16 protein-coding genes are annotated in these 14,307 nt (G+C 58.6%); 11 read left to right on the top strand and 5 right to left on the bottom strand.

What is annotated here, in order from left to right; translation table 11 throughout:
• Nucleotides 1–35 precede the first annotated feature (35 nt).
• Nucleotides 36–668, top strand: coding sequence for a glutathione S-transferase family protein (locus NQL71_RS15855; protein WP_274642994.1), 633 nt, complete (start codon nucleotides 36–38; stop codon nucleotides 666–668).
• Nucleotides 665–1,609, top strand: coding sequence for a Nudix family hydrolase (locus NQL71_RS15850; protein WP_274642993.1), 945 nt, complete (start codon nucleotides 665–667; stop codon nucleotides 1,607–1,609). The genes NQL71_RS15855 and NQL71_RS15850 overlap by 4 nt, the downstream gene beginning before the upstream one ends.
• A 133-nt stretch (nucleotides 1,610–1,742) precedes the next feature.
• Here NQL71_RS15850 and NQL71_RS15845 read toward each other — a convergent pair whose 3' ends face one another.
• From NQL71_RS15845 to NQL71_RS15835, 3 genes are read right to left on the bottom strand one after another with little or no spacing between them, the layout of a single operon-like run.
• Nucleotides 1,743–2,324, bottom strand: a complete 582-nt coding sequence (locus NQL71_RS15845; RefSeq protein WP_046818818.1) for a cob(I)yrinic acid a,c-diamide adenosyltransferase — start codon at nucleotides 2,322–2,324, stop codon at nucleotides 1,743–1,745.
• Nucleotides 2,325–2,326: 2 nt separating this feature from the next.
• On the bottom strand, nucleotides 2,327–4,363 hold the full coding sequence (locus tag NQL71_RS15840) for an ATP-binding protein (protein WP_274642992.1): 2,037 nt from the start codon (nucleotides 4,361–4,363) through the stop codon (nucleotides 2,327–2,329).
• A gap of 45 nt (nucleotides 4,364–4,408) precedes the next feature.
• Nucleotides 4,409–5,326, bottom strand: coding sequence for a putative 2-dehydropantoate 2-reductase (locus NQL71_RS15835; RefSeq protein WP_046818816.1), 918 nt, complete (start codon nucleotides 5,324–5,326; stop codon nucleotides 4,409–4,411).
• Nucleotides 5,327–5,468: 142 nt separating this feature from the next.
• Here NQL71_RS15835 and NQL71_RS15830 point away from each other — a divergent pair, with 142 nt between their 5' ends.
• Both NQL71_RS15830 and NQL71_RS15825 read left to right on the top strand, forming a co-directional pair.
• The gene (locus NQL71_RS15830; protein ID WP_007977344.1) at nucleotides 5,469–5,954 is read left to right on the top strand and encodes a YajQ family cyclic di-GMP-binding protein; all 486 of its coding nucleotides are present in this window, start codon (nucleotides 5,469–5,471) and stop codon (nucleotides 5,952–5,954) included.
• A gap of 137 nt (nucleotides 5,955–6,091) precedes the next feature.
• Complete coding sequence (locus NQL71_RS15825; protein ID WP_046818815.1) at nucleotides 6,092–6,934, top strand: mechanosensitive ion channel family protein; 843 nt, start codon at nucleotides 6,092–6,094, stop codon at nucleotides 6,932–6,934.
• A 204-nt stretch (nucleotides 6,935–7,138) separates the two neighbouring features.
• Here NQL71_RS15825 and NQL71_RS15820 read toward each other — a convergent pair whose 3' ends face one another.
• Complete coding sequence (locus NQL71_RS15820) at nucleotides 7,139–8,467, bottom strand: OprD family porin (RefSeq protein WP_046818814.1); 1,329 nt, start codon at nucleotides 8,465–8,467, stop codon at nucleotides 7,139–7,141.
• Nucleotides 8,468–9,072: 605 nt separating this feature from the next.
• On the opposite strand from NQL71_RS15820, the gene NQL71_RS15815 reads away from it, so the two are divergent.
• The 3 genes from NQL71_RS15815 to NQL71_RS15805 are packed head-to-tail and all read left to right on the top strand — an operon-like array spanning nucleotide 9,073 to nucleotide 10,008.
• Nucleotides 9,073–9,318, top strand: coding sequence for a hypothetical protein (locus tag NQL71_RS15815; RefSeq protein WP_143512448.1), 246 nt, complete (start codon nucleotides 9,073–9,075; stop codon nucleotides 9,316–9,318).
• Between the two features lie 54 nt (nucleotides 9,319–9,372).
• Nucleotides 9,373–9,798, top strand: a complete 426-nt coding sequence (locus tag NQL71_RS15810; RefSeq protein ID WP_046818926.1) for an HIT domain-containing protein — start codon at nucleotides 9,373–9,375, stop codon at nucleotides 9,796–9,798.
• Between the two features lie 3 nt (nucleotides 9,799–9,801).
• Nucleotides 9,802–10,008 carry a SlyX family protein gene (locus tag NQL71_RS15805; RefSeq protein ID WP_007977339.1) on the top strand — a complete coding sequence of 69 codons (207 nt, stop codon included), beginning with the start codon at nucleotides 9,802–9,804 and terminating at the stop codon, nucleotides 10,006–10,008.
• Between the two features lie 77 nt (nucleotides 10,009–10,085).
• Here NQL71_RS15805 and NQL71_RS15800 read toward each other — a convergent pair whose 3' ends face one another.
• Complete coding sequence (locus NQL71_RS15800; protein ID WP_046818813.1) at nucleotides 10,086–10,688, bottom strand: cold-shock protein; 603 nt, start codon at nucleotides 10,686–10,688, stop codon at nucleotides 10,086–10,088.
• Nucleotides 10,689–10,995: 307 nt separating this feature from the next.
• On the opposite strand from NQL71_RS15800, the gene NQL71_RS15795 reads away from it, so the two are divergent.
• The 4 genes from NQL71_RS15795 (at nucleotide 10,996) to aspS (ending at nucleotide 14,303) form a co-directional block, all read left to right on the top strand.
• The gene (locus tag NQL71_RS15795) at nucleotides 10,996–11,466 is read left to right on the top strand and encodes a Dps family protein (RefSeq protein WP_046818812.1); all 471 of its coding nucleotides are present in this window, start codon (nucleotides 10,996–10,998) and stop codon (nucleotides 11,464–11,466) included.
• A gap of 255 nt (nucleotides 11,467–11,721) precedes the next feature.
• A complete protein-coding gene (locus NQL71_RS15790; RefSeq protein ID WP_046818811.1) occupies nucleotides 11,722–12,060 on the top strand; it encodes a ribbon-helix-helix domain-containing protein in 339 nt (112 codons plus the stop codon).
• A gap of 136 nt (nucleotides 12,061–12,196) precedes the next feature.
• Nucleotides 12,197–12,418, top strand: a complete 222-nt coding sequence (locus NQL71_RS15785) for an FmdB family zinc ribbon protein (protein ID WP_007977333.1) — start codon at nucleotides 12,197–12,199, stop codon at nucleotides 12,416–12,418.
• Nucleotides 12,419–12,527: 109 nt separating this feature from the next.
• Nucleotides 12,528–14,303 carry an aspartate--tRNA ligase gene (gene aspS / locus NQL71_RS15780; RefSeq protein WP_046818810.1) on the top strand — a complete coding sequence of 592 codons (1,776 nt, stop codon included), beginning with the start codon at nucleotides 12,528–12,530 and terminating at the stop codon, nucleotides 14,301–14,303.
• Nucleotides 14,304–14,307 lie beyond the last annotated feature (4 nt).

Here is a 14,307-nt window from a genome sequence, read left to right as displayed (position 1 = left end):
TACAGGTATCCCTTTAGCTTGAAGGACGCTTGAACATGAGCCTGCACCTGATCATCGGCGACAAACTGCTTTCTTCCTGGTCCCTGCGCGGCGCCTTGGCCCTTGATCTGGCCGGCGCGTCTTACACCGAAGAACTGATCAAGCTGAACCAGCCGGACACCCGCGAACGCCTGCTCAAACACTCGCCAACCGGCAAGGTCCCGCTGTTGAAGACCGAGCACGGCACCATCGCCGACTCCCTGGCGATTGCCGAATACCTGGCGGAACAGTTTCCGGACGCTGGCCTCTGGCCCAAAGATGTGCGCGCTCGCGCCCAGGCACGTTCGGCGTGCGCGCAGATGCACAGCGGTTTCTTCGCCATGCGCGGCAACATGCCCTTCGACCTGAGCCATGATGCGCCACTCTCGCCGCTCCCGGCGGACGTGCAGGCCGACATCGAGCGCATGTCGGCCCTGTGGGCCGAGTGCCGTGCTGCGGCCACCGAAAGTGGTCCGTACCTGTTTGGCCGTATCAGCCTGGCCGATGCGTTCTTCGCCCCGATTGCCGTACGCCTGCGCACCTATCAGGTGAAATTGCCCGAGACTGACGAAGCCTATGTTCAAACCATCTACCAATGGCCAGCCTTCAAGGCCTGGCAGAAGGCTGGCCTGGAGGAAATCGAGCGGTGAAACGAGTACACGTAGCGGCCGCCGTCATCCGTGATGACAGCGGCAAGATCCTCATCGCCCGCCGTGCCGACTCTCAGCACCAAGGCGGCCTGTGGGAGTTTCCCGGTGGCAAGGTCGAGGCCGACGAGTCGGTCGAAAGCGCCCTGGCCCGAGAGCTGCACGAAGAGCTGGGTATCGTGGTCGGCGCGGCGCGCCCGTTGATCAAGGTCCACCATGATTACCCGGACAAACAGGTGTTGCTGGACGTCTGGGAAGTCTCGGCGTTCACCGGCGAGCCTCATGGCGCCGAAGGCCAGCCCCTGGCTTGGGTCACCGCCCGGGACCTGTCGGGATACGAGTTCCCCGAGGCCAACCGGCCGATCGTCGCGGCTGCCCGCTTGCCCGAGCAATACCTGATCACCCCGGAAGATCTGGAAACCCCGGCTCTGCTGCGGGGAATCCAGAAGGCCATCGCGGGCGGCATCAAGTTGATCCAGTTGCGCGCGCCAAACGGTTACGACCCCAAGTACCGCGATCTGGCCGTGGATGCGGCAGGGCTGTGTGCCGGCAAGGCGCAATTGATGATCAAGGGGCCGTTCGAGTGGCTGGGGGATTTCCCTTCCGCTGGTTGGCACATCACTTCGGCACAATTGCGCAAGTACGCAGCCGCTGGTCGGCCACTGCCGGCATCGCGCTGGTTGGCGGCGTCCTGCCATAACGCTGAGGAGCTGGCGCTGGCCGAAGAAATGGGCGTCGACTTTGTGACCTTGTCGCCGGTACAACCGACTTTGACGCATCCGGGGGCGCAACCGCTGGGTTGGGAGCAGGCTTCGAGCTTGATCGAGGGCTTCAGCAAACCGGTGTTTTTGCTGGGCGGCGTTGGCCCTGCGCAGGTTCAGAAGGCTTGGGCGGCAGGTGCCCAGGGCGTGGCGGGGATTCGGGCTTTTTGGCCTGAGGCCTGATTATGCTGTGATGCTGCCGGCCTCTTCGCGGGCAAGCTCGCTCCCACAGGTTTAGCGGTGTACACAGGTTTTGTGTTCGACGCGATCACTGTGGCAGCGGGCTTGCCCGCGAAATGGGCCTAATAGGCGACGACTAAGCTTCAGGTTTCGCCGCCGGCTGCCAAAGAATCTCCGCAACCCCCTGGCGCCGGGCAATCACCCGTGCCACCACAAACAACAAATCCGACAACCGATTGATATATGCCAAACCCACCCCGGCCAGCGGCTCGATCGCATTCAGATGCTGACAGCGGCGCTCGGCACTGCGCGCCAGGCTGCGACAGACATGAGCCTGGGCAATCAGCATCGAGCCGCCGGGCAGGATGAAGTTTTCCAACGGCCCCAGCTCTTCATTCCACACATCAATCGCCACTTCCAGGCGCTCGATTTCCCCGGCATTCAACGCCTGATACTCCGGCATCGCCAGCTCACCGCCCAGGTCAAACAACCTGTGCTGACAAGGTGCCAAGACCTCGATCACTTCCTGCAAACCCGGATGCAGGGCACTTTCTGCCGTCAGTGCGGCCAGTAATACGCCGACCTGACTGTTCAGCGTATCCACTTCGCCGATAGCCTCGACCCGTGGGTGGTCCTTGGGCACGCGGCGACCGTCGCCCAGGCCGGTTTCGCCTTTGTCGCCGGTGCGGGTGTAAATCTTCGACAGGCGAAAGCCCATGATTACCTCGATAGCTGGTTGAGTTCTTGAGAGACGAGCGGGGTGCTCGCCAATGGCAGGCGCAGGGTGAAGCAGGTGCCTTGGCCGAGGGTGGATTGCACTTCCATCTGGCCCTTGTGGTTGTTGGTAATGATGAAATACGAGACCGACAGGCCAAGGCCGGTGCCCTGGCCGATTTCCTTGGTGGTGAAAAACGGTTCGAAGGTGCGCTTGCGCACGCTTTCGCTCATGCCGATGCCGTTGTCCTCGACCTGGATTTCCGCCCAGGGTGGATTGAGACGGGTGCGCAGGATGATACGGCCAGGTTCACTGTCGTCTTCACGTAAATGGATGGCTTGAGCGGCGTTTTTCAGCAGGTTGAGCAGCACCTGTTCCAGCTCGTTGGCGGTGCCGGGTACCGGCCCCAGCGCCGGGTCGAACTGGCGGATGATTGCCTGCCCCTTGAAGTCGAAGCCAATGGCCAGGTCGAAGTCATTTCCGGCGATTTCCACCGCTTGATCGATCAGTGCCGGCAGATCGCACGGGGCCATTTGCCGGGTGCTGCGGCGACTGAAACTGAGCATGTGCGTGACGATCTTCGCCGCCCGGGCGCCGGCCTGCTGGATACCGTCGAGCAGCTGCGGCACTTCGCGCGCTTGCAGGTACTGGTTGACGGTCGACAGCTCGATGCCGACCTGCTCGGCCTGCTCCAGGTTCTTGGGCAGTTCGGGGGACAGGCGACGGCGGATATTCTGCACGTTGTGCAGGATCGCGCCGAGCGGGTTGTTGATTTCGTGGGCCATGCCGGCGGCGAGGCCACCGACGGAAAGCATTTTCTCCGATTGCACCATCATTTCTTCCAGTGAGAGACGCTGGGTGATGTCGTCGATCCGGATCACCACGCCACGCCCGGCACCGCCCATCAGCGGATAAAAGGTCAGGGCGTAGTGGCGCGGTTCATCGTCCTTGACCCAGGTCACGCGCTCGATCTTGGCCACCGTGTGCTGCTCTACGGTTTGCTTGAGCTGCGGGAGGAAGGGCTTGAGCGGTTCGAAGGCGAGGAAGATCGGCTGGTTCAAGGCTTCATCCAGGCGCGTACCGGAAAGGGCGCTGGCTTCCTGGTTCCACTGCGTCACGTAGAGCTGTTCGTCGAGGGCGATCAGTGCCGATGGCATGGAGTCGATGATGCTGTTGAGGTAATTCTGAAATCCCGTGAGCTTTTTCTCGATCTTGCTCCGGACCTGGACTTCCAGTTCCAGCTTGCGATTGGTGTGGCGGGTTTCCTCTGCCAGGCCTTGGGCCTGGTCATACGCGGCCTGGGAGTCATCACGGGCGCGCTTGAGTTGCTGCTCTCGGGCCTCGATCCGCGAGAGCATGGTGTTGAATGCTTCGGCCAGGCTGCCGATTTCATCGTGGTTGCCCCGGGAGGCGCGCAGGGCGTAGTTCTCTTCCCGGGTCACCTGCCGGGACAGTTCCTCCAGCTGATGGATAGGCTGGGTAATCAGGCGTTTGATCTGCCGCGCGATGATCATCCATAGCAGCACACTGAAAATCAGGATGCCCAGGCTGGCGGTCAGTGTCCCGGTATAGAACGCCATGGGCAACTCACTGCTGGCCACCAGCAGCAGATGGCCGGGTGCGGTGCCGGTGCGGGGCAGGGTGATGACCTGGTTGCTGCGAAACTCGGTGACTTGCCAGGATTCGATGTGCTGGTAACGCTTGGGCAGGCTCAGATGATCGCCATGCTGCAACTGCGCCAGGCGCTCGCCCTTGCCGTCATACAGGGCTGCGGCCCGTAGCGGCGAATAGCTGTCGAGCTCATTGAGCAGGCGTTGGGCGCTTTCCGGCGACTGCAAGGCTTCGGACACCAGGCTCGGGTTGGAGACCAGGCGGCCGATGGTTTGCAGGGCCTGGGGCGCCATGCTTTCCTGGGAAATGTAGTACGCGGCGCTGATGAAGGTCAGGTTGGCGACCAGCAGTACAGTGGTCAACAGCACCAACAGGGCGGCCAGCAGCTTCTGGCCGACAGGGAGGTTTTCAAGACGCTGGCGCAATGGCATCAGGTTAATCGCTGCGAAGGAACAAGTGGCCAGCGTAGCCGCTGCTCAGTCGCTGGGCAATCCAAGGCTTTGCAGGCGCGCGATCAACCTCGATTCGAGCTGATTGAGGTGCGGCAGGGTCAGTTGATGCCGTGCGGCAACTTTACAGGCGTGGCCGAGCAGGTAGCTGATTTCGGTGCGGCGCCGGTTGCTGACATCCTGATACATCGACGAGTAGTTGGCGGCGGTCGCGTGAATCACCCGTTCAACCTCCTGTTGCAGGTTTTCCGCTGCTGCCGGCTGACCGCAACGCTCCAGCAGCTCGATCAGCTCACCGCACAGGGTGGCAACCTCACAGTGATGCTCCTGCAATCCGCCATTGCGGCAGTCGTGCAGCACCGTCAACGGATTGATCGCACAGTTGAGTGCCAGTTTGCGCCACAGCCGGGTGAGGATTTCGGTACTCCACTCATGGGGAATGCCCGCGGCGTCGAGGTCGTCCAGCCAGATCGGTGCGACGGGATGCCCGGCATCTCCCAGCCAGGTGAACCCGTGCCCGGCGAAGACCACGCGCCAGTCACCATCGCGAAAGGCGCCTTCAGTGCTTGACGCATAAATGCAACGCGCCTGCGGTACTTGCGCTGCCACGGCGTCCTGGCTGCCCAGGCCGTTCTGCAACAGGATCAGTTCGGCCCCGGGCGCCAGGCGCGGTGCCAGTTGTGCCACGGCCTGTTCCGCGTCGTAAGCCTTGCAGGCGACCAGCAGGCGATTGATCGGGGTGAGGCTGTCGGCCGTTTCGGCGCTTACCGCATGGCACTGAGCCTGGCCATGTTCGACCAGGGTCAAGCCGCCTGCCGCCTCGTACGCCTGCAACCGGGCCGCGTCACGCAGAATCAGTCGCACCGGCACGGCGGCCCGCGCCAGACGCGCGGCCCACAATGTGCCGAGGCTACCGGCGCCTAGAACATGCCAGGTGGTGGACATCAGCTTTTTGCTCTGTTTAAGGCGCGCATGGGAGGCTCGCAGTGAATGATGGGAAAGACCCGTTATAATCAGCGCGGATTTTAACCGCAAGCCAGGCGTGCTCCCTCTTGATTGAGCGTGCCCTATTTATTGGAGAGATTACATGCCGTCGTTCGACGTGGTATCCGAACTGGACAAACACGAAGTCACCAACGCGGTCGAGAACGCCGTCAAGGAGCTCGATCGTCGTTATGACCTGAAAGGCAAAGGCAGCTTCGAATTCAAGGAAAAGGACCTGACCGTCAACCTGACCGCTGAAGCGGATTTCCAGCTCGAAGCGATGATTGAGATCCTCAAGCTGGCCCTGGTCAAGCGCAAGATCGATGTGCAGTGCCTTGAGGTCAAGGATGCGTTCGCATCGGGCAAGCTGATGAAGCAGGAAGCGGTGCTCAAGGAAGGTATCGACAAAGAGCTGGCGAAGAAAATCGTCGCTCACGTCAAGGACGCCAAGCTGAAGGTGCAGGCTGCCATCCAGGGTGAGCAAGTGCGCATCACCGGCAAGAAGCGTGACGACCTGCAGGAAGCCATTGCTGTGTTGCGGGCCAAGGAATTCGGCATGCCGCTGCAGTTCAACAACTTCCGCGATTGACCTGCAAGGCGGGAACCTAAAGGCGTTTTAGGCGTCCGAGGCCCAAGCAACGGTAGAAACGATTGACTCTGACGGGTACGGTCTTTTCTGCCGTTTATTTTTCGTGTACCGGGTAGCCGGAAATCAGGAGAACGACAATGGATTTGAATGCTGAAGTAGACAACCTGGTCAAGGTGTCCCAGTCATGGATCCCAATGATCATGGAGTATGGCAGCCGTGTGCTGTTGGCGGTGATCACCCTGGCTGTCGGCTGGTGGTTGATCAACAAGGTCACGCAAAAGCTTGGCGGCCTGCTTGCCCTGCGTAACGCCGACCTTGCGCTGCAAGGGTTTATCAGCAGCCTGGCTAACATCATTCTCAAGATCCTGCTGGTCGTCAGCGTAGCGTCGATGATCGGTGTTGAAACCACCTCGTTCGTCGCGGCGATCGGTGCTGCGGGCCTGGCCATCGGCCTCGCGTTGCAGGGCAGCCTGGCAAACTTCGCCGGCGGCGTGCTGATCTTGCTGTTCCGTCCGTTCCGTATCGGTGACTGGATCGAAGCCCAAGGGGTTGCCGGCACCGTCGACAGCATCCAGATCTTCCACACCGTACTGCGTACCGGCGACAACAAGACCATCATCGTGCCTAACGGCAACCTGTCGAACGGCATCATCACCAACACCAACCGCCAACCGACCCGCAAGGTGGTATTCGATGTGGGGGTCGATTACGAAGCGGACTTGCAAAAGGCCCGTGAAGTCTTGCTGGAACTGGCCAAGGATCCGCGCGTATTGACCGATCCGGAGCCTCAGGCAGTCATTTCGACCCTGGGTGACAGTTCCATCACTGTTTCCCTGCGGGTCTGGGTGAAAACGGCGGATTACTGGGACGTGATGTTCATGTTTAACGAACAGTCGCGTGACCGATTGAAGACGGCGGGTATTGACATTCCATTTCCCCAGCGTGTAGTTCGCGTGGTTCAGGAAGCGTCAGTACAGTAAGTCTGTTTGTTACTGCATAAACCCAAGAGGCTAATAGTCTCTTGGGTTTTTTTGTGACTATTGATCGGTTCATTGAAAAAAGTATTAACGTTATGCGCGCAAGTTGCTTGCCCAAGTGTTGGGTATGTGGCAGGCATAAAAAAACCGCCCACCTTAAGAGGTGGGCGGTTTCTTGATCTACAGAGTTCCGGTTTTACAGCCTGATTACAGGATGCTCAGCGGGTACTCGATGATCAGGCGGGTGTCGTAGTTGTCAGCCGAATAGGCGCTGTACGCACCGTTCGAACGGTAGTTGGCGAAACGAGCACGGAACGACAGGTCTTTTGCTGGACCTTCCTGTACTACGTACTTGGACTCCAGGTTCCACTCGTTTTCCTTACCTTCACCCAGACCGTTGGTCTTGATGTTGTCACCCATTACGTAACGGGTCATGAAGCTCAGGCCAGGTACGCCGTAGGTCGCCATGTTCAGGTCATAGCGAGCTTGGTAGGATTTCTCCTCGCGGCCCACGAAGTCGGAGATCTGAATGGAGTTGGATACGAAGATGGTGCTGTTGCCGTCAACGCCGTAGTAGTAAGCGTTGTCGCCGCTCGACTGCTGGTAGGCCAGGGTGAACTTGTGAGCGCCCAGGCTATAGGCTGCTGCCAGGGACCACAGGTTGTTGTCCACGCCCAGAACGCCGTCACCGAGGAAGTCGATGGTGTCGCCGCGCTTATCGCCTTTGGTTTTGTAAGCGTTGAGGTCGAAGTTCAGCGACTGTTCGTCGTTGATCGGCAGGGTCAGGTTCAGGTTGGCGTAGTACTTCTTGAAGTACTCTTCGGCATCCGATGCAGCCAGTGCAGCGGTGAAGTTGTCGGTGAAGGCATAGCTTGCACCGAAGATGTTGATGCCGCCGCTCAGGCCTTTGCCGTGGTTGCCATCTTCATCGGATACGCCGCCGATGCTGTCACGGGCCATGCCGGTTTGCTTGCTCAGCGCGGTAAAGCGACCAGCGCTCAGTTCCAGGCCTTTGATTTCCTTGGAGGTGAGCAGGGTGCCGGTAGCGACTTCCGGGATCAGACGGCTGTCGTCGGTAGCGAATACAGGGCTGGCAACGAATTGCTGGCCGTATTTCAGGGTGGTGTCGGACAGACGCAGTTTCACTGCACCGCCTACCTTGCCCTGGGATTTTTCCGGGTTGCCGTCGCTGTCGTTGGCGAACAGGCCGTTACCGCGCTTGCCCGAGCCGCCGTCCAGCTTGACCGAACCCATGGCCATGGCGTCGAGGCCGAAACCAACGATACCTTGAGTGAAGCCCGACTCGTAGGTGAGCAATTGGCTCAGACCGGAATCCTGACGATAGCCGGCAGTGCCGGAACTAGGGTTGCTTGCACCATTCTTGTAGTCGCGGTTCATGTACTCAAAACGGGTTTTGAGTTTCAGGCTCGAATCGTCGATGAAACCCTTGGATTCGTCCTGGGAAGACGCCATTGCGAACTGCGAGGTGCCTGCTGCAACAGCCAGTGCGATCATGCTCCACTTCATCACGCGCATCGTGATTTGCTCCTTTGGTTTTTAGAAGAGTACTGCCGCTCCACCTGTTTTATTATCTGGGCGGCTCTTTCTTTTTGTGTCGGCGCAAACTTATATCACGCCGACAATGTTGGCGATACTTGCGCATCTATCCTTTCAGCTTCTTTACGACCCTGTCGTAAACGGCTAGCTAGATGTCGCAAATTTACAGCCCCGATGCAACCGGACTGACAACTTTAATGCTGTTTTTCTGGACTGGCGCATCGATAAAAAGAGTCCCTGGTGAAACGTTTGAATCTCCATCGGGCTACCCTGCCACTGTTTTTCTTGGTCTTAAGGCTGCCCGCTTCCCGCGGTGCCTTATAGACGATGTGGGTAACAATGCAACAAACGTGCACAAATCAGAACTCTACGGATTTTTTTTCTGATTGGCTGCCTGATGCGGTAAAAACCTCATGAAACCGGGGGTATCACACCTCTTTGCTGCGGGCTTGACGCCGTGGTTGGCCTCGTGGTTTAGCCTTCTGTTTGGTCGCGCGACAGATAAAAGCGTTACCGGTTCACCCCGCCAGTGAGTAATTGGCGGATGTGCGAAGCACTCAGCGTAGACGTACTGTGCGGTTTTGGTGCAAAAAATTTTTATGACTGTGCCGAATTCACACAGCCGGGCATTTGACGTATCGGGAACAGGTTGTGGTTTTCTGGTCATTTCAGCGCATTTTGTCGATGCTTGGTTCGGTGTTGGTGCGTTTTCGCAGGAAATGTCTCATCGCGGGGCGGGTTCGCGCCATTTGTTGATCCTCCGGCGGCGCAAGCAGTGGTTCGCCGTGAAGCCAGCAGGGTATGCTTCCGTCAAGTGGCGTGGCGTATGATCTCTCGGGATGGGCGCCAAGCTGAAAAATGATGACCTGGCGGGAGTATGCGCAGTGTTCACTTTAGATCCACGACTTCAACAAGACACACTACCGATCGGTGATTTCCCGCTTTGTCGGTTACTGTTGTCCAATGATTCGAACTACCCCTGGTTCATCCTCGTGCCACGCAGGGACGATATCAGCGAGATATTTCAGTTGAGTGTCGCCGATCAGCAGCAACTCTGGCAGGAAACGACCTCGTTGTCGGAGTTGCTCAAGGACTCGTTCGATGCCGACAAGCTGAACGTCGCTGCCCTGGGCAACGTGGTCAGCCAGTTGCACATGCATGTGATCGTGCGCAAGCGTGAAGACGCGGCCTGGCCCGCGCCGATCTGGGGCAAAATTTCAGCCAAGCCTTACAATGCAGAGCAGGTCGCGGCGATTCGCGAACGGCTGCGCCTGGTGTTGACCGATGATTTCAAGTTTGTGGAGGGTTGAGCCATGAGCCTCGAAGAACGCGTAACCGACCTTGAAAGCCGACTGGCGTTTCAGGATGACACCATCCAGGCGTTGAATGATGTCCTGGTGGCGCAGCAGCGGGTGGTCGAACGCCTGCAGCTGCAAATGGCCGCGCTGCTCAAGCGGCAAGAGGAAATGGTCGGCCAGTTCGAGTCTTTCGAAGAAGAAGCGCCGCCGCCACATTATTAAGCGCCGCGGCCCCATTACAAAGAGTGCAGGCAATAAAAAACCGCGAACATGTTCGCGGTTTTTTATTTGCCTTTGTATCAGCGTCGCGGCAGGGCGGCGATGACGTCTTCGGCTTGCAGGCCTTTGTCACGATTCATGACGGAGAACTCGACGCGCTGGCCTTCGACCAGGACACGATGGCCTTCGCCGCGAATGGCCCGGAAGTGCACGAAAATATCGTCGCCTGAGTCGCGGGAAATAAAGCCGAAGCCTTTGGAGGTGTTGAACCACTTGACGGTCCCGGTATCGCGGTTGCTCATGTCATAGCTAGGCGAAGCGGCGGCCGGTGACGATTTGTAGAAGCTGATGGCCAGGTGCAGGGCAACAGCGATAAAGGCTGCAATGAGGCTGAACAGCACGGCAGGCTGACCGGCAATGACCGGCATTTCCGCGATCAGTGTCACGGTTTGCAGGACGACCGCCAGAACCAGCAGGATGCTGACCAGGTTTTGCAGTTGATGGCGAGGGCCTTTGTTCCAGTAAGGAATAACTGGGGCAAGCGTCAGGTTGAGCAGGCCGAAAAAGGCCAGGTACAGCGCATCGGGTTGTTGCAGGTACGGTAAAGCTTCGGATCGCAGGCTAGGGATGAAGGACAGCAGCAAAGCCGCTGCGCCTATCAGCAGGTGGACGATTTTCAACATTTTGATTAACTCACGTTAAGACAGCTCAAAAGGAAGAGCTGATGGCGCACGGTTCGCTTCGGAATAAATAAGAGGCGTTGGACACGTGCCCGGTATCAGCCTATGCGTAGCGCCCGAAAAAATAGGCACTGACGACACGCTGCCTATTTAACAGCAAAGCTGCAGCCTACTCAAATCAAGGAGTCCAGCGGTGCATCGGGTGATCTTGCCATCGCCTGGCGAGGTGGTCGGGCTGCAGCCTGGCGACAGGCTTGCTAGAGTGGTCCTGCACCTGTTGGATGAACTTCATCACCTTTAGGGGAAAAACATGGCAATCGATATCGGTATCAGTGAAGAGGACCGCAAGTCCATCGTCGAAGGGCTTTCGCGCCTGCTGTCGGACACCTATGTGCTTTACCTGAAAACCCATAACTTCCATTGGAACGTTACAGGCCCGATGTTCCGAACCCTGCATTTGATGTTCGAGGAACAATATAACGAGTTGGCCTTGGCGGTCGATTCAATTGCCGAGCGTATTCGTGCGCTCGGGTTTCCGGCGCCGGGTGCCTATTCTGTTTATGCGCGCCTGTCCTCCATCAAGGAAGAAGAGGGCGTGCCTGCGGCTGAGGACATGATCAGGCAACTGGTGGCGGGGCAGGAGGCTGTCACGCGTACAGCCCGGGGGATCTTCCCGCTGCTCGACAAAGTCAGCGATGAACCTACGGCTGACCTGCTGACCCAGCGCATGCAGGTCCACGAGAAAACGGCTTGGATGCTCCGCGCAATGCTCGATCAATGATGCGCCGGCGCGCGGATGGCTCTGTTGTTTGCGCGCTGCGTTTCTTCGGATTAGCGATCTGTAGCCTGAACGATTCTTCGCTTGTTGCTGTGGGAAAAGTGCTGGACTAGGACGCTCTCCCTGATCCGCCTTCTGTTGTTGGCTTATCCTACGTGGATGGTCATAAAGTCATCTGGCTATAACTTTGCCCTCACGTTTTTATAGGCATGCAATGGCTTTTATAGAAACCGCAAATGGCAAAGGAGTGTCAGCGTTATGGAATATGAAGGCAGGAGAGGCGAGGGGCGGGTGAGTTCGGCCAGGGATGGATGGATCGATCCATTTGTCAGCGAGTTCGACATGGGGCTGGCCCGGCCGCAGTCCCGATCGGTGCGATTGAATGGCTTTGCCACCTGCTTGCGGCTTGAGCAGGTGTATTGGGATATTTTGGCCGACATGGCCAGGGTCAATTGCTGTTCGGTCAGTGCGTTGCTGTCCCATTTCGATCGCGAAGTGCATTTGCGTCATGGTGGGGTGCGAAATTTCAGCGGGTTGGTGCGGGTGGTCTGTGTTGTCCACAGCCTCAAGGAGGGGCGTTGCCCGGCCATGGCATGAACCGAATGAATCAAAGAGCAACGTGTCGATCTGTGCAGTCTTACGGCTGCACAGGCTGCATTTAATGGATATAATCCCGCTCTTTGCCGCAAAACCCAGCGTGCGCGGTAGCAATCTGATCGCCGAGACAACCCCCATGCCGATGTACGATTACCAATGTGCTTCCTGTGGTCATCAGTTGGAAGCCATTCAAAAGATCAGCGATGCACCGTTGGTCGACTGCCCTGCGTGCCAGGCACCGGAGCTTAAGAAGATGCTATCCATGCCAGGCTTCCGCCTCAGCGGCACGGGCTGGTACGAGACCGATTTCAAGACCGGTTCCAAGAAGAACCTGGCCGGCGGTGACAAAGCTGACTAGGGTTTCGGACCTGAGTTGAACCACACGCGCGAGTGCTTGCGTCATCCGTCAGCGGATCGACGCAAGCACTCCAACCGAATGTCGAATTACGAGAAGTGAAACCACTACCATGATGCGCAGCCATTATTGCGGCCAACTGAACGAAAGCCTGGACGGCCAGGAAATTACCCTTTGCGGATGGGTCCACCGTCGTCGTGACCACGGTGGGGTGATTTTCCTCGATATCCGTGATCGTGACGGTCTGGCCCAGGTGGTGTTCGACCCGGACCGCGCTGAAACCTTCGCCGCCGCCGATCGCGTGCGCAGCGAGTATGTCGTGAAAATCACCGGCAAGGTTCGCCTGCGTCCGGCCGGTGCCACCAACGCCAACATGGCGTCGGGCATGATCGAAGTCCTGGGCTATGAGCTGGAAGTGCTGAACGAGTCGGAAACTCCGCCGTTCCCCTTGAACGAGTTCTCCGACGTCGGTGAGGAAACCCGCCTGCGCTATCGTTTCCTGGACCTGCGTCGTCCGGAAATGGCCGAGAAGCTGCGCCTGCGTTCGCGCATGACCACCAGCATCCGTCGTTTCCTCGACGAGAACGGCTTCCTTGACGTCGAGACGCCGATCCTGACCCGTGCTACCCCTGAAGGTGCGCGCGATTACCTGGTGCCGAGCCGTACCCACGCCGGTTCGTTCTTCGCCCTGCCGCAGTCGCCGCAGCTGTTCAAGCAACTGCTGATGGTGGCCGGCTTCGACCGTTACTACCAGATCGCCAAGTGCTTCCGCGACGAAGACCTGCGCGCCGACCGTCAGCCGGAATTTACCCAGATCGACATCGAGACCAGTTTCCTCGATGAAAAAGAGATCATGGGCCTGACCGAACAAATGATCCGCAACCTGTTCAAGGAAGTGCTGGGTCTGGAGTTCGGTGAATTCCCGCACATGACCTTCGAAGAGGCCATGCGTCGCTACGGTTCCGACAAGCCGGACCTGCGTAACCCGCTGGAATTGGTTGACGTTGCCGACCAGCTCAAGGAAGTCGATTTCAAGGTATTCAGCGGCCCGGCCAACGACCCTAAATGCCGTATCGCCGCTCTGCGCGTTCCAGGCGGGGCGAGCATGCCGCGCAAACAGATCGACGACTACACCAAGTTTGTCGGTATCTACGGTGCCAAGGGCCTGGCGTACATCAAGGTCAACGAGCGCGCTGCCGGTGTTGAAGGTCTGCAATCGCCGATCGTGAAAAACATCCCGGAAGCCAACCTGAACGTGATCCTCGATCGCGTCGGTGCGGTCGACGGCGATATCGTGTTCTTCGGGGCCGACAAAGCCAAGATCGTCAGCGAAGCCCTGGGCGCGCTGCGGATCAAGCTCGGCCACGACCTGGACCTGCTGACCTGCAAGTGGGCACCAATGTGGGTCGTCGACTTCCCGATGTTCGAAGAGAACGAAGACGGCAGCTTCACCGCCTTGCACCACCCGTTCACCGCGCCGAAGTGCACCCCGGCAGAGCTGGAAGCCAATCCGGCTGGCGCCCTGTCCCGTGCCTACGACATGGTCTTGAACGGCACCGAGCTGGGTGGCGGTTCGATCCGTATCCACCGCAAAGAGATGCAGCAGTCGGTGTTCCGTCTGTTGGGCATCAATGAAGCGGAACAGGAAGAGAAATTCGGCTTCCTGCTCGACGCCCTGAAATACGGCGCGCCGCCGCACGGTGGCCTGGCCTTCGGTCTGGACCGTCTGGTGATGCTGATGACCGGCGCCCAGTCGATCCGTGAAGTGATCGCCTTCCCGAAAACCCAGAGCGCGGCGGACGTCATGACTCAGGCACCGGGCCAGGTCGATGCCAAGGCATTGCGCGAACTGCACATTCGCTTGCGTGAAACGCCCAAGGCTGAGTAAGGCC

Origin of the sequence: Pseudomonas serbica (assembly GCF_028823535.1) — a bacterium.
Taxonomy (GTDB): Bacteria; Pseudomonadota; Gammaproteobacteria; order Pseudomonadales; family Pseudomonadaceae; genus Aquipseudomonas; species Aquipseudomonas serbica.
Note: the sequence above shows the minus strand (reverse complement) of the source record. Positions and strands in the feature narration are given on the sequence as shown.

Excerpts from the sequence above, each read along its gene's own strand:
- aspS (WP_046818810.1), top strand. The coding sequence starts at position 12,528 with ATGATGCGCAGCCATTATTGCGGCCAACTGAACGAAAGCCTGGACGGC.
- NQL71_RS15840 (WP_274642992.1), bottom strand. The coding sequence starts at position 4,363 with ATGCCATTGCGCCAGCGTCTTGAAAACCTCCCTGTCGGCCAGAAGCTG.
- NQL71_RS15795 (WP_046818812.1), top strand. The coding sequence starts at position 10,996 with ATGGCAATCGATATCGGTATCAGTGAAGAGGACCGCAAGTCCATCGTC.
- NQL71_RS15855 (WP_274642994.1), top strand. The coding sequence starts at position 36 with ATGAGCCTGCACCTGATCATCGGCGACAAACTGCTTTCTTCCTGGTCC.
- NQL71_RS15825 (WP_046818815.1), top strand. The coding sequence starts at position 6,092 with ATGGATTTGAATGCTGAAGTAGACAACCTGGTCAAGGTGTCCCAGTCA.
- NQL71_RS15785 (WP_007977333.1), top strand. The coding sequence starts at position 12,197 with ATGCCGATGTACGATTACCAATGTGCTTCCTGTGGTCATCAGTTGGAA.
- NQL71_RS15835 (WP_046818816.1), bottom strand. The coding sequence starts at position 5,326 with ATGTCCACCACCTGGCATGTTCTAGGCGCCGGTAGCCTCGGCACATTG.
- NQL71_RS15800 (WP_046818813.1), bottom strand. The coding sequence starts at position 10,688 with ATGTTGAAAATCGTCCACCTGCTGATAGGCGCAGCGGCTTTGCTGCTG.
- NQL71_RS15805 (WP_007977339.1), top strand. The coding sequence starts at position 9,802 with ATGAGCCTCGAAGAACGCGTAACCGACCTTGAAAGCCGACTGGCGTTT.
- NQL71_RS15830 (WP_007977344.1), top strand. The coding sequence starts at position 5,469 with ATGCCGTCGTTCGACGTGGTATCCGAACTGGACAAACACGAAGTCACC.
- NQL71_RS15790 (WP_046818811.1), top strand. The coding sequence starts at position 11,722 with ATGGAATATGAAGGCAGGAGAGGCGAGGGGCGGGTGAGTTCGGCCAGG.
- NQL71_RS15845 (WP_046818818.1), bottom strand. The coding sequence starts at position 2,324 with ATGGGCTTTCGCCTGTCGAAGATTTACACCCGCACCGGCGACAAAGGC.
- NQL71_RS15820 (WP_046818814.1), bottom strand. The coding sequence starts at position 8,467 with ATGCGCGTGATGAAGTGGAGCATGATCGCACTGGCTGTTGCAGCAGGC.